Here is a 22998-nt window from a genome sequence, read left to right as displayed (position 1 = left end):
TTTATACATATGCTGGTGAAATTTACACAAATACAATAAACAGCTTCAATGACCCCCACAAGTATTTGGTAAAGAGTAATTATGTAGACTGACGTTATTAACGTGATAGATGTTCTGAGGGGACATATATTTTATTGTTGGAGGATCATTGAATGAAGAGAATTATTAGTTGGATAAAATCTGGAAGCCCAAAAGAAATTAAAATTGGTGTGACGGTTCTGATTGTTGCCGTAATGGCTTTTGGAATCGCGGGAATTACCGAGGTAGTTAATCGGCATGAATATGCATCTGAACCACAGGTTGTAGATAATTCAATGTCTGATTCTGAGGACATGTCTAATGAGGATGATGAATCTGAAGAAAGCACCGATGAAGATGACGAGGATTCTTATCAAGATACGCTTAACGAGTTTCAACCTTTGGCATATGAAATTGCTGATGAGTTGGAGACAATGAATAACAAGACGACAAAAGTCTGGAATTCCGCTATTTATGATGATTATGTGACTGTAAATGGCGCAACATATACTGATTTCAACAAGGCGTTAGAAGCTTTATTCGAACAATGGACTGAATCTGGTAGATTGACAAAACTGCAAGACAAAAAAGAAAAGCTCGACAATTTATTTGACGATTTGGCGCAAAATGCTTCTGACTATTCCTCAGATTTTGAAAATCGAAAGCAATTATATGATGATATTAAATCTTATTATCAGTTAGTTACCGACCCCAATGGGAACTATCAGACGTACATGGATAACACAACGGAAGCCAATAATAAAGTTGGTACTGATTTCCAATAATGACCGCATAAATGATTAATTAAAGCCGCCGGAAATTCGCATATGATTTCTGGCGGCTTTGTTTGTCCGCTAATTGATAATTGCCATATACAACATGAATAGCTATAATGAATTTTGTATCTAAAATTCGAATTTAGTAAGGGTCTTGAAAAATCATGACAAAATCTGTAACACCGCAATGGAGGAAAAACTTGTGGGCACTTTGGTTCGGTAACTTTGCCACGGGTGCCGGAGCGAGTATGTCAATGCCGTTTCTTCCATTGTTTATCAGTACAATGGGGCACTTCCCCAAGTGGGAATTAACGCTGTATGCCGGACTGGCATTCTCAGGAGTCTTTTTAAGTCAGGCCATCGTTTCGCCTTTGTGGGGGAACTTGGCTGATAAGACTGGAAGAAAGCCGATGCTGTTGCGGGCGGCTATCGGGATGACGATTAGTGCGACGCTAACCGGCTTGTCGCCTAATGTGTGGTTCCTGATCATTATCCGGTTTATCCAGGGAACCTTCTCTGGTTACATTAATAATGCATACGCACTGATTGCCAGTGAGGTACCCACCCAAGATAGCGGGAAGACAATGGGTACTTTGACGACTGGAAATGTCGGTGGTCAGCTGGTTGGTCCAATTATCGGTGGGTATCTGTCGGGAATCTTTGGTTATCGACTGCTATTTTACATGTTTGGATTCATGATGTTCTTGGCATCAATGTCGACACTGTTCTTCGTTAAAGAAGACTTCACACCCGTTAAGAAGGGTGCCAAGACAGGATTAAGAGATGCCTTTAAGGGGATCCAGCATAAACGGGTTGTCTGGGCAATGATCATTTCTTCAATGCTCATCATGGCCGCTACGACTTCAATTAACCCAATCATCAGTTTGTTTGTTAAAGAGTTGATGCACGATCATGGGAACGTTGCCTTTACAAGTGGTGTGATTGCGGCACTGCCTGGTATTGCGACAATATTGGTTGCCCCTTCGCTTGGAAGGCTGGGGGATCATATTGGCCCAGAGAAAATTTTACTTGTTGGTCTGATTTTCTCCGTAGTCGTGTACTTCCCAATGTTCTTCGTTACCACCGTTTTAATGTTGGGAATTCTTCGATTCATGATTGGCCTTGCCAATGCGGCACTTCTGCCAATCACTCAAACCGTTATGACCTTGGAAGCTCCGTCGAGATCAGTCAGCCGGATCTTCAGTTATAATCAGTCGTTCCAAGCGATGGGTGCCGTGATTGGACCAATGTTGGCATCCGGGGTCGCCGGAATTTTGGATTATCGTTATGTATTTCTGATGACCGCCATCCTGGTTTTGATTAACATTGGGGTTGTCATTGTGGCTTACAAAAAAGACCACGTTGAAGTCGTCAATCATTCAAAATAAATGTTTGTTTAAGCATTCCTGGGTGGGATGCTTTTTTATTTTATTTGGACATAAATTTAGCGTTTGCTGAGTGCCCACTGGTATAATTAAGAGGTAAATAAAACAGAATTAAAATGGTTATATTGAGGGGGTATGATGATGTCAAAAAGTATTCGCAAACGGATCAAATATCTGTTGTTAATGATGGCATTTGGAATCATAGGTCTATTTACTTTTACTGGGGGTGTACACGCAGCTTCGATTCTTTATAACGGTGGTACCAGATACACTACGCCAGCTAAGTACCAGAATGGTTTGGAACACGCAGTGTATATTTCTGTTGGAGGAGAGAATTCAAACTTCAGCGGCTCCCCCGTAGGTACAATTATTAGCAATGATGCTTGGCCGTTAAGAAACAATCCATATTTTTATGAACATTTATATCTGAAAAATAGTAATCCTTCTGGTGGAGCAGATATATCGGTTGCACAGTTTTTGAGATTTCCCAAGGACTTAACCAGTGGCTCTGCACCATTTCTCCCAGTTGGTGATCCTGCGCAATCTGCTGTGATTACGGGAGCAAATTCTCCAAGTCAATTCAATATTACGACGCCATATGGTAATAGTAATATTGTCATTAATGGTACCTTGAAGCCTCAACAGTCGATTGACGTTTCAGTTCCAATGGAATACGTCAAAGGCGAAGACGCACAGTTTAATGAAAATTATCCGGTTCGAGAAAATAACTGGCAATTTGATGGGACAACGCTCAATTTTCAGATAGGAATGCCGATAGATGTCACAACGTATCCCGACTTTATGAAGGGACAGTATCTTGTCACCTATAAAGATAAAGATGGCTATTACCAACAAGCTACGGACGTTCAATCATTGATGCCTGAATTCAATTTCAGCAATGATATTGAAACTGATAACTTTTATCGCGGATTAGGCACAAGTGATGGCTCAACATTGTTTGTGAATAAGGAATACCGAGTGGTTGGCGATAAGATGAACGCTAACAATGGACAAAAATTCTGGGATATGTTGCAGACAAAAGACTATGCACCTGTCTGGCGTTACAATAATCTGTTAACCTATGAAACATTCACTGCACGTTTGGGCGGTGGAATAAGCGACATTTCAAATCCTGATTATTTCAAATATGCACGTAAAATTATGGCTAATAATGGAATTGGCGGTATTAATTGGCAGGTCGTTAAGGTTTTAGTTGCTGATAATGCGACGGTTAATCAAGGTGCAAAATGGAATCCACTAGATCATGTAACCCTCTATGATCCTAAACAGGAAGATAATTCTGATACATCCAAAATTCCGGTTACTAAAGATAATGTGAAAGTAACGTCTAATAATGGCCGGATCAATGCTGATGGTACTTTGAATACCAGTACACCCGGAGTTTATAATGTGACATACACTTATGAAGCAGTTTACTCAGATTCTGTAAAGCGGACGATTAGTAAGACGATTCAGGTCACTGTTCCAGGAAGAAGCAATAATGGCGGTAAGACTGTAAATCCGACGACAAATCCAACACCTACACCAACGCCAAGCAACCCTAACTGGAATCCAACGACTCCAACCAATGGGAATGGCAGCACAGGTTTACCAAACTACGCTGCAGTTAAAGGTTCAGCGGTATACGCAACCAAGAAGCTTTATATGTACAAGCATGCGACCTTTAGGAAGTCACAGCGAATTGCCACATATCCCAAAGCAGCTAGAACAAACCGGCCAATGTTTGTCATCATTGGGTATGATCGTTCAAACGGTGGGGCTTTGAGATATAAAGTTCGGGATGTTAACCACCATCAGAAGACTGCCGGCAAAGTTGGCTATATCACTGCCAACCGGAAATATGTCGTCAATGTTTACTACAAATCAATTCCAAAGAATAAGACAATTACCGTTATTTCCAAGAAGGGTGTCCACACTTACAAGAATAAGAATTTGACTGGTAAAACCAAGTCATACAAGAAGGGCACTCATTTGAAAGTTAAGAAGTTGGTTGGTCATAATCTGACAAGCCGTTATCAATTATCAAATGGCTACTATGTCACCGCCAACAAGAAATTGGTCATTCAAGGTAAATATTAATTTCAATAAAAGCTGGAGTTCACTCCGGCTTTTTTGTGTCTTCCGCGTTACAACCTCAAGTCGATTTGATTAATTCAGTCAAGAAATGTACCATATTAAATTTCAAAATGGTAACATTTAATTAATATGTTGTTCGAAGAAAGAATATGGGGAGTGAATTTCATGATTTTGAACTTAAAGAAATCATTTTATTTTGGACTGGCTGCGGCATCAATGTTTGCCGCAAGTGGCCTTTTGACCAGCAATGCCAGTGCCAAATCATACGCTAAAATAACGTCTAATGAAGTCATGCAGACGGCACCACAAAACCGCAACGTTACCACAAACGGAACCAACGCCCTGTACACAAAGGCTGGGACCCTTCGTGGCGCTCGAATTATTGCTTCAAAATATACTTTGCAGCGATATGGTTCATCAAAGGACTCAAGCCAATATTTCCGGGCTTACCGAGTTGCAACCACCAACCGTGGCGCAGTTTACTACAAGGTGGTTTCTTTTAACGGTGTTTATCGGGGCTGGATTTATGGCGGCCGAACGACCGGAACCTTTGGCGGGGGCTTGAACCTTGCCAACACAATGGGCAATTCCGATCTGCCACTGCAAAAGACCGGCTATACGCTGAGCAACCCTAAGAAATACACTTTATGGGTTGATCCCAAATGGTCCCAATATAAAGCCAAAAAAGTTGATATGAGTACTTACAATCCAGGTGACACGTTTACGATTACGGACGCTGCCGTCAAGACTCGGGAACAGTATTTGTATTATAAAGTGACCGACGATAAGAATTCCGCAATTGTCGGCTGGGTTTATTCCGGGGGTGTCAGTGCACCGGATTCTCAACAGGCTACCAAAGATAATAGTGTCAAAATCAACTATGTTAATTCTGCCGGTCAATCTGTCGGTGCTTATACCTGGATTATCCAGAAAACTGATTTAAAGGCCGGTGCCAGCTTAAGCAACGGTGCCAAATTAGGTGACATTCTTCAAAACGCTACTCAGTTAACTGACATTGCTACCAAGAACGTCCCAACCGGTTATAAGATTAGCGGTACCCAAAGTCCTACTAATCAACCGGCAAATGTGACAATCGGAACTGACGACTATCTGATTTACGTTGATCCGATAAAGCCTAATTTTTTGTCGCCAGTTGCATATTACCTGACGAATACCGGCCAGCAGATTAGTCCATCGCAGTTGAAAGGTAATACCTATCCAATCTTAACCGATGCCCAGATGACAATCTTCTCAAGTCAAACGCAAGGAGCCGTTCCGGCAAAGGTCTTTGAAAACGCACTTTTCTCAGATCCCAACAAGTTGTCGTCATTGACCGGGGTAACGGTCACCAACGCTGATGGTTCATTAACAACACCGATTTATTATTTCAACAAACAAGCAACAATTTCCGCCAACACAAATGCCAAGTATGGTGATACATTAAAGCTGTACTATACATTGCCGCAGCGATAAAAGTGATGACGTTCAAATTCATTTCCGAATTTGAACGTCATTTTTTCACATCTTTAATTTAAAGGTGTTTTGCTTACCTTTTTGTGACAACTAGCTCATAATATAATTACTCGCAAAATTAAAAGGAGGCATTTTAAATGTCGATTTTAACTGATACCTATGAATTAAATAATGGTATTCAAATTCCCAAAGTGGGCTTTGGTACCTGGCAGATTCCAGGCGGCCAAGACACCTATGACGCTGTCAGCATGGCACTCAAAGCTGGCTACCGTCACATTGATACCGCAAAAGCATATCGAAATGAAAAGAGTGTTGGCGAAGCAATTCTTGATTCTGACGTGGATCGGGAAAACGTCTTCGTGACATCAAAATTACCAGCCGCAACCAAGTCCTATGATGGGGCGATTGCGGATTTTCGTTCCACAATGAAGGCCTTGAACCTCTCATACTTGGACTTGTACCTGATTCACGCACCATGGCCATGGGGTGAGCGTGGCTCAACCAACTATGACGCAGCTAACGTGGAAGTTTGGAAAGCCATGCAGGACATCTATGCCAGTGGCCAGGTTAAAGCAATTGGGGTTTCCAACTTTAATGTCCATGATCTTCAAAATATTTTGGATCATGCGGATGTCAAACCGATGGTCGACCAGATTCGTTACTTTGTCGGTTATACGGAACCACAAATTACGCAGTTTGCCAAGGATAACGGGATGCTGGTCGAAGCCTATTCACCATTGGCAACTGGCGGCATCCTTGAAAATGTTGATATTAAAAAGATTGCCGACAAATACGGTGTCAGCGTTGCTCAACTGGCAATTAAGTTTGTCCTTCAAAATGGCGTACTGCCATTACCAAAGGCAACCCATCAAGCTCATATTAAAAATAACACGCAGTTGGGCTTTGAAATTAGTCCGGATGATATGGCCATTTTAAATGGTTTAACTGCCACTGATATGTAACAAATTGACGGATCGCAAGCTTTTGCGGCCCGTTTTTTGCTGTAATTTGGTACAGTAGAAACAGATACTGTTTGAAAAGAGGAACGTCATTTATGACAAATGTATTGATTTTAGGTGCGAATGGGCAAATTGCAAAGTTGGTCGAAAAGCAATTGCTGGATGAGACCGATGACCATTTGACGCTATTTTTGAGAAACGCGGGTCGTTTGAAAGTAACCGATCCTAAACGAGAGACCGTTGTTGAGGGGGATGCCACTAATAAACAGGCAATCATTAAAGCTCTTGACGGAATCGACATTGTTTATGCTAATTTGAGTGGCAAAAACATTGAAGATGAAGCTAAAACCGTTGTTGGCGCAATTGATCGGACCACCTTACAACGCTTGATCTGGATCTCAACCTTGGGAATTTACGATGAAGTTCCGGGCGAGTTTGGTAAATGGAATCACCAACAACTTGATGGTGGTTATCTGCAGACCTATGCTGCAGCAGCCAAGGTGATTGAAGGGTCCGACCTGGATTACACGATTATTCGGCCGGCTTGGTTATCCAATAAGGACATTGTCAGTTACGAAACGACTCAGAAGGGTGAACCCTTTAAAGGAACCGAAGTTTCACGAAAGAGTATTGCCGATTTTGTCGTTAAAATTATTAATGATCCAAGTAAAGAGATTCGCCATTCAGTTGGTGTCAATCAACCGAATACGGATGGTGACAAGCCTTCTTGGTATTAAATTAAGTTAGCTGCATCTTAGTGATCGTGGCCCACAAAGCATTAAGAATGCTGGATTCAAGCGGAAACGCTGGTCCAGCATTTTTTTGTCTAATTTTTGCGATTATCTAAAATGATTTGCGTTTTAATTAAGGAATTTCGTTCATTGTCGATTTTAAGTTTGGATTAAGCCCCCAACGATAATCTGTAACCATTCAATAACGAAGGGAGCGATGCCAATGAACAATCACCCGCATCACTAATTTCACTATTTAAGTATCAAATCAACATATTCTTAACCAAGAAGGGATTGATAGATTGGACATAAAGAAAATCGGTTATATGGCCGGCGCGGTTATGACAATCTTTGGAACAACATTTTTACCAACGATAGTCGCTGACGCGTCTGCGGTTCGAACTGAAACCATGAGAAAAGTAGCACTTTCAGATCAAAGTCCATTCGAGTATCGGCAGACTAAATCCACAAGTCAGGCCGTCAAATTTAAGGAAAAAGTTGAAGCTCTCCAAAATAACACCGTTTTGAAATATCACGTGACAGAAATTGAAGCCCGCGGTGACGAGAGCAATCAACCATTTAAAATTAGGATCTATAAAAACGGTAGTGTCTACAAAACCATTGATGTTGATTCAGGAACCGCCAGTGGTTCTATGAACGTCAATCAAGGCACTTACACAATTGAAGTTATTGGAAGTTACCCCGGCAATTACCAAGGAGGCCTGACAGTTGAATGATAAAATTGAAATTTATTTTTCCATTTAAGCTTCGTTTAAGATGGATGCGATAATCTGTAGACAATCAAATAAGAAAGGAGGCGAGCGGAACACAACTCAAACAACTGCACCAAACTCCTAATATGATTTCCCAATCAGCTCCACGACAAATGACGATGCGAAAGGAAGGATCACTTGCACAAACTAATGAAGACTCAGTTAAAAACCAAGTATCACTATGAGCGTCACAGTTCCAACCGGCATACGAGGTTTGTTGTTTGGAGCTGCTATTAAAACCGAAAGTATCACAACGAGTTAATTTAAGACCGTGCGCTGAAACTCACGAAGATATTGAAAGGACTGATGCGATGGAGAATCCCTGGTATCACTCATATCTCACAAAAATATAATATTCACCCCTCAAATAATTACTAAGAATTACCCAACAAAATAAAATTCTTAACTTCATGAAATACCCCTCAATATGAAATATAAAATTTCCCTTGGAAAGTCCTGTATGCGAGCAGGACTTTTCTTTTTGTTCTTAATGATCTAAATTTTGAATTTTAAGGTCCATTTAAGCTAAATGAAGTATTCTTAAATCAATCGAAAATGAAGGCACAAAGCATTTGGCTCTGTGTTGGATTAAGAGATTACCCCAACAAGAATTACTAAGAAACCCCAACAATTTCTTAGCTTCATGAAATACCCCTCAATATGAATTTCCCTGAAAAAGGTCCTGTATGCGAGCAGGGCCTTTTTTGTGCGTTCTGAATTATTTAGTAGGGATGATTTTTTTGTAAAACAAAAAAAGTTCGAACAAAACTGATTGTTTTGCTCGAACCTCCTTCATTCTTACATTTTAGTATTTGGATTGTTGGCCATTTCAAATAATTGAGCCATCTTTGCTGATCCATCATCGTGGAAGCTGAAAGCAACTTCGCTATAAGTTGCCCAGTTGTTTAATTCGGTGTCACGGTGAAGCGCATCACAGGTTAATAACTCATGACTGGCAGTTTTAGCGGTCTTTTTATATGAAACATAACCGTTGGAATTGTATGTCAAAATTGCACCCTGGCCGGAATTGTAAGTGGTGATACCGGTTGGTAGGAAGTACGCTGGCAAAACTGCCATGCATTCAGCGTAACCACTATTGTTGGAATTGTATGATTGGCCGTTTGGTCGAACATGGCTCAACTTTTGCCATAATTCTTTTGAACGGACAACGGTTTTAGCTTTAAGAGATGCATTGTGTTTGAACGCCTTGAGTCCCTTTGTCTTTCGATAAGCATTAATTTGCTTGAGATATTGTTTATCGACTTTCTTGGCAAGCGTTGACTCTTTTATGTACGTCACGTTGAGTGAGGTTGGCATGTTGCTGGCAGAGTAAGTTTGAGGAACCTTGTGTGGCAGGTAACCCGGGATCTTTTTGATATATCCGGCTCCGCTGGTTGGATAACTTGCTTTTGGATTGTAATAATAACTTGATTTTGTTGATTTGGTTGTATAAGTAATTGGTGCTCTTAATACTTTTCCGGTTGTTGATACATAGTTAACCGTGGTTGTTTTGGCTTGGGCATTGATCCCGAAGGCGGATGCGCCAATCAGGCCAAGCGACAAGCTGAGAATTGTTAATAATTTACTTGTTGATTTCATTGATATCCCCCCAATATGGACATGAAATTCTTAAGATTTTCTTAAGCTACATTTTCATTGTAGCAAAGAATTAGGGAGACGTTTAGAAATAAATCTGAATTTTGAAATTAAATTGGATTTTTGGAAATAAAAAAGTCACTGGCAAAGATGTCAGTGACCGAAATAATTGTTATTTACCACGGTACCAAAGTTGTTGCGAACCAGTTTTATTGAAGAAGCCTGTATGCTCGATCAAAACTTTCTTGCCCTTGTAATGGCTGGCTTTGAATGCAGAATAAGCATCGGAATTCTTCAATCCGATATCGTAGAAGCCTTTCTTGGTGCGGTTGACATAAAGCTGCTTTGGATTGACATAACGCTTATTAACAACTTTGTGGAGTTTCTTGCTGTAACGCCAAGTGGTCATTGATTGCTTCTTTAAGATCATCACATAACGTGACTTAGTTGTTGTTCGATGCCAAGCACCCCGGACACTTGTTGGCGTAGTGGCATTCTTGGCGATTGCCGGTTGTTGTCCGGCAAATCCAGCAACCAATGTAAGTGAAAATGCTGAAGCTGCGAATAAAAATAATTGCTTAAGTTTCATAATATTAGCCCCCTTACGCCACAAATATAGCATGAAAGACTGCAATTGTTGCCTAATATGCTTGGTTATTGATTTGCGTAATGCTATAGGGTTGATAGAGCACTCATTGGAACCGTCAGAAAAAGCCACCGGAATGTCCAGTGGCTTAAATCACTATTTTCCACGATACCAAATCTGGTGGCGATGACCATAATTAAAATAGCCAAGGTGTTCATATAGAACCTTCTTACCATGGTAGTGCATTGGCTTGAAGTCTGAAACCGCGTCACTTTCGGCAATTCCAATTTCATAATAGCCTTTGCCAATGTAATGGCTGTACAAGTGACTGCCGGTAACCGTGCTGTGGTTGACTGTGCGATGGAGCTTTTTACTGTATCGGTAACCAGACATTGAATGTTTGGTAATCTTCATGACATAACGTGATTTGCTGGTTGTTGAATGCCATGTGCCGCGGAGAGCGACTGGTGTGGTACCATTCTTGGCCATGGCAGGTTGTGATGCGATCCCTAAAAATAGGGTAACGGACAAGGCTGCCAGGATTGTCCAGAGTAATTTTCTTGCTTTCATGCTGGGACTCCTTTGTATGTATGAATTTTTCTATTACTATTCATTTATATTCTATGATTCATTGAATGTGGGCGCAAGGAGAAATTGAAGCTAATGGATTAATTTGGTTGTTTTTCTCATGTATTAATTATATTGACAAAATGCATTGTCAACTGGATGAAAAAATAATCTAACGATTAAATAAATGATAATCATGTTGTTTAATTTGTTGTGCTAAAATTAACTTGTATCGATATTCACTCACCAAATTGAAATGAATAACGACATGGCTAATAGGGGGGGACTTTTTATGATAAATAAGGTACAGAGTGTAGTTACAGGCTCACTGCGGTTAATCGTTGTTGTGGCAACGTTTGTTTTAGTTGGCATTTTATCTGGGCAAACCGCAAGTGTTTCTGCGGACACACCACAATTGCAAGGATCTATTTCATTTACTGCGACTAATAAGCAAGGTAATAAACAAACCATTGGGGAAAGTAAAGCTTCTGACGGTGCTACATATGCTAATCCTGCACAAGTCTATTACAATACTCAAAAATACTCAGACTTGATTGAGAACTATACCTTGACTAATAACACTGGTGTAACAGCAAATGTCGAAAGTATTCTGAATCTACCTCAGATAACTAATACTGTTCCACCAACTGATCCTAAGTATGATCCACTAACATTAATTTACGATTCCAGCAGACAATCAGATCTGCAAATCAACGTTCCAAGTACGTTTGACAAGGGATATAGTTATGCAAACAGTCACTACACTAAGACTTTTAGCAATACATCGCCATTGTTGGCTTTATACGCTGGAAAGCTTAGTAATGCAGGTATAACATCTTGGCAATTTCTAACTAGTGGCAATTCAATTCAGATGCAAGTGCCACTGATACCTAATCCCAATTATGATTACAGTAATCCCAAGTCTGGTTACACCAGGGATACTGTTCCTATTAATGGAAATAACGTGGCTTACAATACTCATTTAAATGTTCGGATCACAGCATTTAAGAGCATTATTTTAAATCAAGAATCACTTTCTGCAGCTACTTATAATGATTTGCTAAATGCTGCTAAGAGCAATATTAAAAAGTTATTTAAGGATAATGCAACTGAAGAAGCCGATCACAGTAAAGCCACTATCGTTGTTGAGCCAACTAATACACCAGGTAGTTGGGATGTCACATATACTTATGATGGTGTCACAATCAAGATTCCTGGAACAACAACGGAACTGTCTTCTATGTCCACTAAAGATTTTAGTGTTAGTTATGGTAGCAATTGGAATTCACAAAAGTTCAATGGTATTACCATATTGAAAGATGCAAATGGTAATGGAGTAACACCTTCAAATACTAATGTGACAACAACTATTAAAAATTCTGATGGTAATACTGTTAATGCTGTAAATACTTCAGATGCTGGTGCCGTTTATTACATCTCATATACGTATAAAGGTATTACTCAGACTGTCAAAGTTACCGTCGGTCAACGCGGTGTCACACCGAATACGCCAACGAGTCCAACGACACCCGTTACCCCAACCAACCCAACCAACCCGAACTGGAACCCATCCAAGCCGAATGGTTTGAACGGAACCGGTTTACCAAACTACGCTGCCACTAAAGGCTCCGCAGTATACTCAACCAAGGGTATTTACATGTACAAGAATGCTAACTTCAAGAAGTCTCAACGAATGGCCTATTATCCTATCAGCAAGCGGGTTAACCGCCACATGTTCGTTGTCTTAGGTTATGCCCGTTCCAACGGTGGTGCATTGCGTTACAAAGTGCGGGATGTTAACCATGGAACCAAGACAGATGGTAAGATCGGCTACATTACAGCTAACAAGAAGTATGTTGAAAGCGTCTATTACAAGACTTTGCCAAAGAATCGCAAGATTACGGTTATCTCCAAGCGAGGGATTCATTCATATAAACACGTCAACCTCACTGGCAGAACCGGAACTTACAAGACTGGCAAGCACTTAAGAGTTAAGAAGATTGTTAAGCACAATTTAACCACTCGTTATCAACTGACCAACGGTGATTACATTACTGCCAACAAGAAATTAGTGATTAAAGGTAATTATTAATCCAAAATTAAAGAGCGCTCCAACATTGAGGTGTACCCCAAAAGTTAAAGTAAGTATTTGCTTGTCTTTCCTAGGCGGCACGGAGTCGATATTTTATCGGCGATGTGCCGCTTAGTTTCATTTGAATTCGTTCAGTATTGTAGTAGATTATCCACTTTTTAATAGCCGCTATCAATTCTTCAGCGGAATTGTAGTTGGATAGATTTCCTAACTCAACTTTTAACTTGTTAAAGAAGCTTTCTATACAGGCGTTATCTAAGCAAGTTGCTCGTCGAGACATGCTGGGTGTAATGTGAGCGTTTCTTAGTTTCTTCTGCCATGCTCGATGTCGGTACTGCCAACCTTGGTCCGTATGCAGGAACTGCTTGTATGGTTGGTTTGGTATTAAGTCAATTAGGGAATCCAATGGTTTCATGGCAAATTCAAGATTGGGACTGCCGGCAGTAATGGCAAAGGTTAGAATCTCATTATTGTATAAATCCATTATCGGTTCGAAATACACTCTTTCCTGAGTTTCGGGGATCTTAAATTCAGTGACATCGGAAACCATCTTCTGATTTGGCCGATCGGTTTGAAAACGGCGACGTAACTTATTTTTGACTCTAGTTCCTTCAGGACCTTTAGAGGAATCATATTTGCGGATCTTCTTGCGATAACCTTCCCCTTGGATATCCAACTCCTTCATCAGCCGATAAACACGCTTATGGTTGACCTTAAGGTTAAAATCATTCAGGAGGGCTTGGGTAATTCGTAGAACACCCATATGATGATCCTGACTCCAGATGCGGGAAATCAAGTACCGCAAGTGATAATCTTTGTTTGGCAGCTTGAATTGATGCTTCCAGTAGAAAAAAGTATCTGGTGAAATTGGCAAGACCCGTAAAAGGTCAGCCAGCTTAAATTTGGCCTCGAGTGTGCAGATTACTTGTGCGAGTTCTTTGTTCGTTGCTTCATCGAGGCCAATAATTTTAACGCTTCATTTTTGATTCGCAACTCCAAATTTTCAGCTTCTAATTGCTTAAGACGATTTTCTTCTGGTGAAAGTTTCTTTTTGGTTGACCGCTTCTTAGTCGGTTTCTTACGTTTATTTGTCATTTTGGGTTTCCGTCCTTTTGATATAGACAATAACCCATTTGGCCCCTGATTACGATATATTTCTTTCCATATTTGAATTTGTCTGGCACCAACATATCCAAACTTAGCCGCAACTTGAGTGTATGAGGCATTATTGGCAATTGCCCAATGGGCAACTTCCACTCTAAATTCAGGTGTTACTTGTGGTGGATTCAACAGCACGTCGGGACCATGAGTGCGGTATGCCGCAACCATCATTCTAAAAAGATATGGTGCGATCTGATATTTACTGGAAATGGTCTTAAGACCTCCTTGCCCATCAAAATATTCAATTAATGCACATAGTTTAATTGTCTTTGAAATTTTAGTCATAAAAATACCCCCAAAGCTAAAGTTTTTACTTTAACTTTGGGGGTATAGCTCACATCCATTTGATGTTGGAACGCTCTTTTGCTTACCTCAATTTGGGGATGTTCAAATATGATTTCTTCAAATCAACGGTATATATCACATCCTGATTGCCATGCACAGTATATTCCATATCACTGGCATAAATGACAAGTCCAAGCTGATGACCCTTCAACAGTCGCCAAAAGGTTGGCTGGAATGGGATATTCAATGTATAGAAACTAATTGCTTTTAGTTCATCAACCTTGTAGCTGTTTTCCCGGTTTTGCATATTCATGTGGGCCTGGGTAATCCGCTTGAAGTCGGTTTCCTTTTTCTGTGGCAGAAATTCCTTCAAGTCGTCTCTTCGCCAGTGATATCCTTGCAGGATTCTCATTGAATCAATCGTTTGAGGTGTTTCAGTCAATCGTTTTGCTTTTCCATAATCGACCAAGGCAACGCTAATCATGCCAAATCCTTGGCTGGTCATCACTTGTAGACTGACTGAAGGACGCCCGTCAATCACCAAGTCTTCCGTTAACGGCTTGGTCAAAAGTCGGATACAGTGATAATCCATTTCAGAGCCGCCACGGAAATACAGGTCATGATGCCACTTATCCAAATCGTGATCGTAAGCCTTGTAGTCTTCTTCGGGAAGTTGGTCGGAAATGAAGTTATTTTCATTTAAATTGATCAAATTGTTTAGCGGATAACTGATTGATTCGGATTCACTGCCACCCCAATCCTGGTAGGCGGTCCAAGTTTCCGGTTGGGCGTTATCCTGGACGATCACGTCAGCCAAGGTGTCGTTAACGTGGTTGTCCACGTTGAACAGCTTATTGGTCAGCCAAAGATTGACGATATCGGTATAGTCAAACGAGCGGAAGTTATTCAAGTATTCATGCTGTCCTTGATGAAGAATCAACTTTTGAGTGATTGGCCGGGATTTTAACCGGTTCCTTGAATTCCACACCTGAGACGTCTTGACGTTCCAGTCGTTGAGCCCATGAACCAGCAGCATGTCCGCCTTGGTATGATTGACTTTTTCGATTTTTCGGGCATCCCAAAATGGATTATAGCTGCCACTGTCATGGCCCTGATCAAGCTTCATTTGCTTTAAATGAGCCAGCCACTTATCTTTGATGGTTGCGTAGTCCGCGGCGGATTGCTGACGGCTGAAAGTATATTCAGCCAAGGCATCGGCATCATCACCATCTGGAGCGACAACCAGGCCATTTTCTCGGTAGTAATCGTAGTAGTCGGCTAATCCTGCTTCGACAATGGATGTCTTCAAGCCGTTAACCCTGGTAAATGCAGCGGCAGTCGAAAGCGTTCCTAAATACGAACGGCCGGTCATTCCCACTTCACCACTGGACCACCAAGCTTTAATCGCAATTTGATCGGTTCGGTTGGTAAAGGCGGTTCGATCTCCATGAAGCCATTCAATAACCGACGTTGCACCAATGGTTTCTGCTCTGGTTCCAGTTGTTCGCAAACCGTCGGAATCGCGGGTTCCCACACCGCCGGAATAGACGACCGCAAAGCCTCTGGCAAGAAAATAGTCATTCAAAGAGTATGACCACAGCTTGCTGAAAGTCTCTCCAGCCTTGGTGGTTTCACCTTTAACGGTTCGGGGTGCCGGCAGTGAAACATCTTTGTAGTGATATTCAACATCGGTGTAAGTGAGTTGATTGGGCTCCTTTCGCTTGAGTGGTCGGCGGTTATCATGAGCATATTTTTCTGCCCATTTGACGTTCATGCCTTCCGAATATGGGTCGGCAGTAAAAATGACTGGGGCTTTGAACCCGCTGTCGGTTTCTGCTGGTCGGATAACGTTGACTTTTAATAGGTCACGTTTGCCATCGTGGTCCGTATCCAGTGGTGATTCGACATAGACGGTTTCTCGAATCAGACTGCTTGTGTCAAAAACCGCTTGGGACTTGCCGTTGAAAAATAGTGGTTTGGCAAAATCGGCATCTGAGACAAATTGCTGATAATAGCCCTTTCCGGCAAGCCAATCGATTAGTAGCTGACCAAATTTGTTTCGGGTATTTAATAGACGATACCAAGCGTCAATGAGTTGATCACAGTTGAATGTGTCTGGTCCATCGATCACTGGGAGGCCGATCTTGTTCATTGCGGCCAAGGGATCATTTATCGAAAAGTCCAGGCTTTCCAAAAAGCCCAGCAGTTGTAAGCCAACGTTGTAGAAAGCTTTCTTTGTCACTGGCCCAGTTTGGCTGGTATATATGTTGGCATTTTCGGTGGGGGTTGCCAGCAAGCCACTTATCTTCTCAATCCGGGTCGTCATATTTTCATGCATTGAGTAAAGCCTGATAAGCAGGTTGCGGAACAACGCCCGCGGATTTTCAATATGTAAGTTTTGAGCGTCTAAAAACCGGGTATCTTTCAATTCTTTGATGATAGTTTGATGATTAGTCGGAATATATGCAAACTGGCTGATTTTCATCGAATGCCTCCTCATTTCAAGTTATTGATATTATACAATTGTCTGCGGGTAATCGAGGAAAGATTTAAGCCTTTTTGAAAATTGGTCACTTCAAAAATCGAACGGCTGTTATGGCGATATACTGGATGTAATTAATAGGAACGCGGTGATAAAATGTTTCCATATTTGGGATTAAAGGCCAGCACCAATCAAAGACAAATTGATGAACGACTGCAGTATCATCCACAAGTCTTTGAATTCTTTACAATAGAAGCAGATGTAACATCGGACGGCTTGGATCATTTGAAGAACATGATTGATTATGTTCAAAATTCAGGCGTTGCCCACGTTGTGATTCACCATCCAATGAAGTTTGAAGGGGTCCATAACGAGGTTTCAGTTGATCCAAATACGAATCCAAAACAGTATCAATTCATGATGACGAGTTCTAAGAATTTAATTCAAATTGCCAAGCAGTTTGGCATCCAACTCCTGATCCACGGCGGATATAATCAACCGGTCTCAAAAATCATTCAGCAATTTGGTTCCATTCAAGCCGGCCGAAAGATTGTCTTCGAACGGTTGGATTACTTTAAATCGTTTGGTGAAAGCAACGTGATGTTTGAAAACTCAATCTCGCCTTTATTTGACTTCGGTGACTCCACGGTTGAACAAGCGGTGGTTGAGCATCAATACCGGTTATGTTACGATACCAGTCATGGATTTATAGTGCTTCATGGCAATAATCAAAAGCTTCAAGAAAGCATGCGCCGTTTGCAGGGCCAGGTTGTTCACTATCATTTTGTGGATTCAATGGGTCAATTTCACGACAGCCTGCAGTTGGGCAAGGGCGCAATTGATTGGCGACCTTTGAAACAGGTGGTTAATCGACGTGCGACCAACATTTTTGAAATTAATTTGAAAGATCAGTTTAACAGCTTGGAAATGCAAGCGAGTTATGATTATTTAAAAAATCTCTGGAAGTGATTCAACGTGATTGCTCAAAATTTACATAGGTGAGAAATGCGTTAGTATGGAAGTAGAATGTTTATTGGGGGGATGCCACGAATGAAAAAGTTCTTAGTTTTTATTGTTGCAATTACAGCGGTCTGTTTAGCTGCTTTCTCAGTTCGGGATTCAATGGCCGGACAAAAGAAAACGACCGGTACCCCCAACGACAGTAGTAATGTCAGTTGGCAAGAGCCCTCTGAAACCAAAGCTTATCCAAAGTGGAAGAACTTGAGTAAGCCATGGATTTACGTCAGCATCAAGCAACAGAAAGTCTACATCCATGGCAACGGCAAAGTTCAGTATATTATGAACTGTTCAACCGGATCCAAATCCAGCCCGACACCAAGAGGCACGTTCCATATTCAACACGAACGCGGACTGTCATTTTATAATGCCAGTTCAAAAGAAGGCGCCCATTATTGGGTATCCTGGTTAGGTCACGGCGTATACTTATTCCACAGTGTGCCAACCAACAAGCGTGGCCAATATGTCGTTTCCGAAGCTAATAAGCTCGGCACTCCGGCATCTCATGGATGTGTCCGACTAACCATTTCCGATGCCAAGTGGATGTATAAGACGGTGCCGTATCATACAAAAGTTGTTGTTCACTAATTAAATGAAGTATTTGAGGGCTTCTCTTTTTGGCAAATGCCGGAGGAGCGCTTTTTTATGGGCATTTTTGTTATACTAATGTTAATTTGATTGATCGAAAGAGGGGATACCATGGCACTTCATACGATATTAACGCCAAAATGGATTACCTGGGGAAAGCTGGTCGCAGCTGAGAATCCACGGTTGGAAGGCTTTGTGCCCAGCGAGGGTGGCGAAAACCCACGAATCCTATTGCTGGGAGAAGCTCCTGGCGACAAAGAGGTTAAGATTGGCCGACCATTTATGGGGCCATCCGGTAAAGAGCTTGACCGTTGGCTGGAGTCATTGGGCTTGACCCGCGAAGACATTTATATCACCGGGGTAGTCAACTCAAGGCCGTTTTCAATTGGCAAGACTGGCCGAAAAAGCGACCGGCGACCTAACCAAGCTGAAGTCAAAAAATCAGCGCCAATGTTTGATTGGGAACTTGCCCATTTTCCAAATGTTTTATTGGTTCCGATGGGCAATGCCAGTCTCCAGAGATTGCTTGGCAACAAGGCCAAGATCGGCGACCTGCATGGCCAGCTGATGGAGCGACCAATTCAGAAATATAATGCCGATGCGGATTCGTTTGAATTTACAAAAGAAAAGCACCGGATTTTTCCGCTTTATCATCCTTCGTACTCTAAGCGTTTTAAAAATATGAAGGCAGTTGTCGATGCAGATTCCGAAAAGTTAAAAGCATTATTAAATCAATGATTCATTGGAGGCAAATAATGACTGACGTGGAGTTTAGCAATGGAAAAATGATTGTGATTCCCAAGGGACTGGACAAACTCTGGGGCTTCAGGGGGCGTCTGGAATTCCCAATTGACCACATTACTCAAATGACAATTGAGTCGAAACAGCAACTTAAGGAAGATGGTAAGTGGGATCGTATTAAGATCAGAGCACTTGGCTTGGGCTTGCCGAATAAGAAAGTCGGAACCTTTATGGGTAACCGGACGACATCGTATTTGAATATATCCGGTCCTGACGATATTTTATTTGTTGAGCTGCATAGCGAAAAATATGATTTCTTGTTTTTAACGGTGGCGGATCCAAATGCCATCAAGGAAAGGTTTTTACAAATCAAATAACGCCAGTCGTTAACTGCCAGTTATCGCCCAAAAGGTGTTAATCTATAGCCGAATTAGTTATTTGGGAGGCGCACACAGATGACAAAACCATTAAATGGCGTTGAGCTGTATCATTCACTATTTGGAACTGAAATTCATGATCCACGGGTTTTATTTGAAATGCTGACAGTTAATGTTTTTCAGCCCGGATTGAACTGGCGGGTAGCTGCAAGCAAAATTCCGGTATTCGACAAAGTGTTTAAACATTTTGACGTCAAAGAAATTGCCAAGTTTGATGAGTTGGATCTTGAAAGATTGGAAGAAGATCCAGAAATGATTCGAAACCCCCGGAAAATTCGGGCAGTTGTCCAAAATGCCCAGGCCACTTTGAAGCTGCAGCCGGAGTTCAAAGACTTGGCGGATTACGTGTGGTCTTTTAAGCCAAAAAATAACGTGGTCAAAGGTACCCTCCAAGAAGAAACCCAAGGGCTCGGGGCAGAGTTGGCCAAAGATATGAAGAAACGTGGCTTTACGTTTGTTGGTCCAACCACGATGGAACTATTCTTAATCAGCAGTGGAATTCTCAAACATGAAATGTAAAACAATATTTTGAATGATAAAAGAGGAGTTGGCGATAAACGTCAACTCCTCTTTTGTGTATCAGAATAAATTCAATTAGAACAATTCAACAATCCAAGTTTTATCCGGATCATCTTCGTTTAATAATTCCGGGTGCTCAATCAGATCTTCATTCACTTTGGCAACTTTGCCGCCAATTGGTGAGTGAATTTCAGTGACAGCTTTGGATCCTTCAAAGGAAAGGATCGGATCGCCTTGCGCAACCTCAGTCATTTTTTCTGGGAATTCCGCAAAAGTAACCTGGCCGATTTCTCCCCGAGCCAAATCATTCAAACCAATCCGGGTATGGCCGTCAGAAGTTTTGTCTGTCCATAAGTACTTTGAATCGTCTACTTTATTTGCCATCATAATCTTCCTTTCGTTACTTGAGATCATACTTTTCTTTTAACATGAGATCTGCCATGTCTTCAGGTGAAACGTCGCCGATGTTATCGGCAAGGTGACTGGTCCGAAAAGCTTCTTCCAGACTGGCTTTGGCAAATGGCACATTGGTAATATTCTTTTCAATTGCCGGCAAATCACCGTTGGGGTTATTGAAGTCACCATAAATCTTTGCGTGAGAAATGACATCATTTTTGACGGAGAAGCTGACTTCAACGGTGCCAACACCATCAAAGTGGCGGCCACGGAAGTAATCATCATTTGGCTTGGTTCCCATGACAAAGTCGTCACCGGTGTAGGTATCATCGGCAATCTGCAAAACTTCTTTCCAGTCTTCATCGGTCATCTTGTAGGTTGGCACATCCCGAATATCAGTGACCCTAAAGACGGTTAACAAGATTCGTTTCTCTAATTCTTCAAAAGTCATGTTCTTATATTTAGGTTCAAAGTATTGACGGATATTAGTGACTCGGCTGTGAACCGACTTGATACCCTTGGACTGTAGCTTGGCTTTCGGTGGGGTAAGCGCTTTGGCAGCCGCTGCCAAGTCGACGTCGACCATCAAAGTACCACCACACAGGAATCGATTGCCAATCTTTAAGGCCGACATGCCTGATATTTTCTTGCCGTCAACGGTTAAATCGTTTCTACCGGTCATTTTCGCTTCAACACCTAATTTTTTCAGGGTTGAAATAACCGGTTGAGCATACCGTTTGAAGTCACCATAGTTTGTGCCGTCGTCGTTATCAACGAAGACATAGGTGAGATTCCCTGGGTCAACAAAGACCGCGCCACCGCCAGCAAAGCGGCGAGACAGCTGAATCTTTTGGTCGTGGATAAAGTTTAAATTGACCTCTGAGTAGACGTCTTGATTCAGTCCGATGACAACGGAAGCTTGTGGCGGACGGGAAAAGTAAAAAATCGGTTCGGTAAATTTAGGACTGGTGATAAAGAATTTTGACAGACTATCAGTGATAATGGGTCGGTTTAAATATTTTTTACCACTGGAAATATCAACATAACGAATAATGATCAGCTCCTTTATCTATAAGTAAGCGTTTACATAAACATTCAAATAAAATGCAATCAGATTGATTGTCTATCCAATTGCATTGTAACCCATTACTGGAATGGGCGGTTAACATTTATCTTTTAGAGATGAAGTGGAAATGTGTTTGCTGTTAGTTAGATTAAACGTGTTTTGACGGGCCTGATGCTAACTTCTACGGATACTTTTCTGAAACGTGTTCCGACGGGCCTGATGCTAACTTTTATGGACTCTTTCCGAAACGTGCTCTGACGAACCAGATGCTAACTTCTAAGGGTCCTTTATCTAAAACCCAAGACCAGGGTTTCAGCCAAAGGACCCTTAGAAACCGCATCTCCCGGTTCTCGTCACACTCTTTTTATCTCATATCCAACGGTTGCTTGCTGGTTGGCTTTGGGAACTCAACATCCAACTGAGCTAATTCGTTGTCAGTCAAAGTAATATCGGCTGCCTTGACGTTATCAACGGCATGCTTTGGATCACTTGATTGAGGGATGGCCAATGTGCTGCCATCACGGATTGCCCAAGCCAGGATAATTTGCCAAGGAGTTGCTGAATGATTGTCAGCAATTTGGTTGACGACTGCATCCTGAGTCAGACGGCCACGGGCATCACCTGCAGCGACTGGGGTGTAGGCAATCAACGGAATATTGCGTTTTCTCATCCAGGGAAGCAGGCTGTATTCAATGCCACGACTTCCTAAGTTATAAAGGTCTTCGTTGGCAGCTACCTGATCTGATCCAGGTAATTCCATTAATTCTTCCATATCGGAAATATCAAAGTTGGAGACACCCCAATGTTTGATCTTGCCTTTTTGCTGCAGTTGTTGAAGTGTTTCAACAGTTTCACTCAAAGGAACCGCACCACGCCAATGGTACAGATACAAATCGAAGTAGTCGGTGCCAACTAATTTTAAGCTGGTATCCACACTATGCTCCATTCGAGATGCTGAAGCATTGGAAGGTAAAACTTTATCAATGATGAACAAGTCATCACGTTTCATATCTTTGATTGCTTCACCGACCAAGTTCTCACTTCGGCCATTACCATACATTTCAGCAGTGTCGATGACACGGGCACCTGCATCAACACCATTTTGAATAGCTTTGATTTCATCGGCACGGGTTGAAGCACTATCTCCCATGTGCCAAGTTCCTAAACCAATTGCAGGTACGGTTGAATCGCCGATCTTTAATTCTCTCATAGATCAAACCTCCTAAAATTCTGTTGGTTAATAGTATACCGCT

General features: G+C 41.6%; 22 protein-coding genes. 13 read left to right on the top strand and 9 right to left on the bottom strand.

What is annotated here, in order from left to right; all coding sequences use genetic code 11:
• The first annotated feature begins 152 nt into the window (after positions 1-152).
• From DNL43_RS03265 to DNL43_RS03235, 7 genes are all read left to right on the top strand, one after another.
• The gene (locus tag DNL43_RS03265) at positions 153-803 is read left to right on the top strand and encodes a hypothetical protein (protein WP_056981877.1); all 651 of its coding nucleotides are present in this window, start codon (positions 153-155) and stop codon (positions 801-803) included.
• A 155-nt stretch (positions 804-958) separates the two neighbouring features.
• A complete protein-coding gene (locus tag DNL43_RS03260) occupies positions 959-2182 on the top strand; it encodes an MFS transporter (protein WP_056981879.1) in 1224 nt (407 codons plus the stop codon).
• A 138-nt stretch (positions 2183-2320) separates the two neighbouring features.
• Positions 2321-4279, top strand: a complete 1959-nt coding sequence (locus DNL43_RS12060) for a DUF5776 domain-containing protein (RefSeq protein ID WP_082619725.1) — start codon at positions 2321-2323, stop codon at positions 4277-4279.
• Between the two features lie 162 nt (positions 4280-4441).
• Positions 4442-5749 carry a hypothetical protein gene (locus DNL43_RS03250; RefSeq protein WP_056981881.1) on the top strand — a complete coding sequence of 436 codons (1308 nt, stop codon included), beginning with the start codon at positions 4442-4444 and terminating at the stop codon, positions 5747-5749.
• A gap of 137 nt (positions 5750-5886) precedes the next feature.
• Positions 5887-6711 carry an aldo/keto reductase gene (locus DNL43_RS03245; RefSeq protein ID WP_056981883.1) on the top strand — a complete coding sequence of 275 codons (825 nt, stop codon included), beginning with the start codon at positions 5887-5889 and terminating at the stop codon, positions 6709-6711.
• Between the two features lie 92 nt (positions 6712-6803).
• Complete coding sequence (locus DNL43_RS03240) at positions 6804-7445, top strand: SDR family oxidoreductase (protein ID WP_054769464.1); 642 nt, start codon at positions 6804-6806, stop codon at positions 7443-7445.
• A gap of 296 nt (positions 7446-7741) precedes the next feature.
• Positions 7742-8176: a hypothetical protein gene (locus DNL43_RS03235; protein WP_054769465.1), complete on the top strand. Its 435-nt coding sequence runs from the start codon at positions 7742-7744 to the stop codon at positions 8174-8176.
• An 834-nt stretch (positions 8177-9010) separates the two neighbouring features.
• Here the strand turns inward: DNL43_RS03235 and DNL43_RS03230 are convergent.
• The 3 genes from DNL43_RS03230 to DNL43_RS03220 form a co-directional block, all read right to left on the bottom strand.
• Complete coding sequence (locus tag DNL43_RS03230; RefSeq protein WP_054769466.1) at positions 9011-9811, bottom strand: spore germination YkwD domain-containing protein; 801 nt, start codon at positions 9809-9811, stop codon at positions 9011-9013.
• Positions 9812-9980: 169 nt separating this feature from the next.
• On the bottom strand, positions 9981-10397 hold the full coding sequence (locus DNL43_RS03225) for a hypothetical protein (RefSeq protein WP_056981885.1): 417 nt from the start codon (positions 10395-10397) through the stop codon (positions 9981-9983).
• A gap of 153 nt (positions 10398-10550) precedes the next feature.
• Positions 10551-10964: a hypothetical protein gene (locus DNL43_RS03220; protein ID WP_056981887.1), complete on the bottom strand. Its 414-nt coding sequence runs from the start codon at positions 10962-10964 to the stop codon at positions 10551-10553.
• Positions 10965-11253: 289 nt separating this feature from the next.
• Here DNL43_RS03220 and DNL43_RS03215 point away from each other — a divergent pair, with 289 nt between their 5' ends.
• Positions 11254-13053, top strand: coding sequence for a DUF5776 domain-containing protein (locus DNL43_RS03215; RefSeq protein ID WP_082619726.1), 1800 nt, complete (start codon positions 11254-11256; stop codon positions 13051-13053).
• A 70-nt stretch (positions 13054-13123) separates the two neighbouring features.
• Here DNL43_RS03215 and DNL43_RS03210 read toward each other — a convergent pair whose 3' ends face one another.
• The 3 genes from DNL43_RS03210 to DNL43_RS03200 all read right to left on the bottom strand — a co-directional run bounded on the left by DNL43_RS03210 (position 13124) and on the right by DNL43_RS03200 (position 16984).
• Positions 13124-13948 carry an IS3 family transposase gene (locus DNL43_RS03210; protein WP_235805510.1) on the bottom strand — a complete coding sequence of 275 codons (825 nt, stop codon included), beginning with the start codon at positions 13946-13948 and terminating at the stop codon, positions 13124-13126.
• Between the two features lie 26 nt (positions 13949-13974).
• Positions 13975-14499 (bottom strand): helix-turn-helix domain-containing protein, encoded by a 525-nt coding sequence (locus DNL43_RS03205; RefSeq protein WP_054769918.1) that lies wholly within the window; start codon positions 14497-14499, stop codon positions 13975-13977.
• Between the two features lie 82 nt (positions 14500-14581).
• A complete protein-coding gene (locus tag DNL43_RS03200) occupies positions 14582-16984 on the bottom strand; it encodes a Xaa-Pro dipeptidyl-peptidase (RefSeq protein WP_095344966.1) in 2403 nt (800 codons plus the stop codon).
• Positions 16985-17137: 153 nt separating this feature from the next.
• Between DNL43_RS03200 and DNL43_RS03195 the strand changes: the two genes are divergently transcribed.
• From DNL43_RS03195 to DNL43_RS03175, 5 genes are all read left to right on the top strand, one after another.
• On the top strand, positions 17138-17950 hold the full coding sequence (locus tag DNL43_RS03195; protein ID WP_054769406.1) for a TIM barrel protein: 813 nt from the start codon (positions 17138-17140) through the stop codon (positions 17948-17950).
• Between the two features lie 81 nt (positions 17951-18031).
• On the top strand, positions 18032-18586 hold the full coding sequence (locus DNL43_RS03190) for a L,D-transpeptidase (protein ID WP_054769407.1): 555 nt from the start codon (positions 18032-18034) through the stop codon (positions 18584-18586).
• Between the two features lie 111 nt (positions 18587-18697).
• Positions 18698-19324 carry a uracil-DNA glycosylase gene (locus tag DNL43_RS03185; RefSeq protein WP_056981925.1) on the top strand — a complete coding sequence of 209 codons (627 nt, stop codon included), beginning with the start codon at positions 18698-18700 and terminating at the stop codon, positions 19322-19324.
• A 17-nt stretch (positions 19325-19341) separates the two neighbouring features.
• Positions 19342-19704, top strand: coding sequence for a hypothetical protein (locus DNL43_RS03180; RefSeq protein WP_054769408.1), 363 nt, complete (start codon positions 19342-19344; stop codon positions 19702-19704).
• A gap of 78 nt (positions 19705-19782) precedes the next feature.
• The gene (locus DNL43_RS03175) at positions 19783-20283 is read left to right on the top strand and encodes a DNA-3-methyladenine glycosylase I (protein WP_056981923.1); all 501 of its coding nucleotides are present in this window, start codon (positions 19783-19785) and stop codon (positions 20281-20283) included.
• Positions 20284-20358: 75 nt separating this feature from the next.
• On the opposite strand, the gene DNL43_RS03170 is transcribed toward DNL43_RS03175, so the two are convergent.
• From DNL43_RS03170 to DNL43_RS03160, 3 genes are all read right to left on the bottom strand, one after another.
• Entirely contained in the window at positions 20359-20667 is a 309-nt protein-coding gene (locus DNL43_RS03170) for a glycine cleavage system protein H (protein WP_054769409.1), read from the bottom strand.
• Positions 20668-20683: 16 nt separating this feature from the next.
• Positions 20684-21580 (bottom strand): lipoate--protein ligase, encoded by an 897-nt coding sequence (locus DNL43_RS03165; RefSeq protein ID WP_235805502.1) that lies wholly within the window; start codon positions 21578-21580, stop codon positions 20684-20686.
• Between the two features lie 529 nt (positions 21581-22109).
• A complete protein-coding gene (locus DNL43_RS03160; protein ID WP_054769410.1) occupies positions 22110-22955 on the bottom strand; it encodes an aldo/keto reductase in 846 nt (281 codons plus the stop codon).
• Positions 22956-22998: the final 43 nt, after the last annotated feature.

Source organism: Lentilactobacillus kefiri (genome assembly GCF_009739535.1).
GTDB classification, from domain to species: Bacteria; Bacillota; Bacilli; order Lactobacillales; family Lactobacillaceae; genus Lentilactobacillus; species Lentilactobacillus kefiri.
The sequence above is the reverse complement of the archived record's forward strand: the minus strand, read 5'-3'. Positions and strand labels throughout refer to the sequence as shown.

What these genes read in the sequence shown, in the direction of transcription:
- DNL43_RS03265 (WP_056981877.1), top strand. Translation starts at nt 153, where the DNA reads ATGAAGAGAATTATTAGTTGGATAAAATCTGGAAGCCCAAAAGAAATT.
- DNL43_RS03260 (WP_056981879.1), top strand. Translation starts at nt 959, where the DNA reads ATGACAAAATCTGTAACACCGCAATGGAGGAAAAACTTGTGGGCACTT.
- DNL43_RS12060 (WP_082619725.1), top strand. Translation starts at nt 2,321, where the DNA reads ATGTCAAAAAGTATTCGCAAACGGATCAAATATCTGTTGTTAATGATG.
- DNL43_RS03250 (WP_056981881.1), top strand. Translation starts at nt 4,442, where the DNA reads ATGATTTTGAACTTAAAGAAATCATTTTATTTTGGACTGGCTGCGGCA.
- DNL43_RS03245 (WP_056981883.1), top strand. Translation starts at nt 5,887, where the DNA reads ATGTCGATTTTAACTGATACCTATGAATTAAATAATGGTATTCAAATT.
- DNL43_RS03240 (WP_054769464.1), top strand. Translation starts at nt 6,804, where the DNA reads ATGACAAATGTATTGATTTTAGGTGCGAATGGGCAAATTGCAAAGTTG.
- DNL43_RS03230 (WP_054769466.1), bottom strand. Translation starts at nt 9,811, where the DNA reads ATGAAATCAACAAGTAAATTATTAACAATTCTCAGCTTGTCGCTTGGC.
- DNL43_RS03225 (WP_056981885.1), bottom strand. Translation starts at nt 10,397, where the DNA reads ATGAAACTTAAGCAATTATTTTTATTCGCAGCTTCAGCATTTTCACTT.
- DNL43_RS03220 (WP_056981887.1), bottom strand. Translation starts at nt 10,964, where the DNA reads ATGAAAGCAAGAAAATTACTCTGGACAATCCTGGCAGCCTTGTCCGTT.
- DNL43_RS03215 (WP_082619726.1), top strand. Translation starts at nt 11,254, where the DNA reads ATGATAAATAAGGTACAGAGTGTAGTTACAGGCTCACTGCGGTTAATC.
- DNL43_RS03205 (WP_054769918.1), bottom strand. Translation starts at nt 14,499, where the DNA reads ATGACTAAAATTTCAAAGACAATTAAACTATGTGCATTAATTGAATAT.
- DNL43_RS03200 (WP_095344966.1), bottom strand. Translation starts at nt 16,984, where the DNA reads ATGAAAATCAGCCAGTTTGCATATATTCCGACTAATCATCAAACTATC.
- DNL43_RS03195 (WP_054769406.1), top strand. Translation starts at nt 17,138, where the DNA reads ATGTTTCCATATTTGGGATTAAAGGCCAGCACCAATCAAAGACAAATT.
- DNL43_RS03190 (WP_054769407.1), top strand. Translation starts at nt 18,032, where the DNA reads ATGAAAAAGTTCTTAGTTTTTATTGTTGCAATTACAGCGGTCTGTTTA.
- DNL43_RS03185 (WP_056981925.1), top strand. Translation starts at nt 18,698, where the DNA reads ATGGCACTTCATACGATATTAACGCCAAAATGGATTACCTGGGGAAAG.
- DNL43_RS03180 (WP_054769408.1), top strand. Translation starts at nt 19,342, where the DNA reads ATGACTGACGTGGAGTTTAGCAATGGAAAAATGATTGTGATTCCCAAG.
- DNL43_RS03175 (WP_056981923.1), top strand. Translation starts at nt 19,783, where the DNA reads ATGACAAAACCATTAAATGGCGTTGAGCTGTATCATTCACTATTTGGA.
- DNL43_RS03170 (WP_054769409.1), bottom strand. Translation starts at nt 20,667, where the DNA reads ATGGCAAATAAAGTAGACGATTCAAAGTACTTATGGACAGACAAAACT.
- DNL43_RS03160 (WP_054769410.1), bottom strand. Translation starts at nt 22,955, where the DNA reads ATGAGAGAATTAAAGATCGGCGATTCAACCGTACCTGCAATTGGTTTA.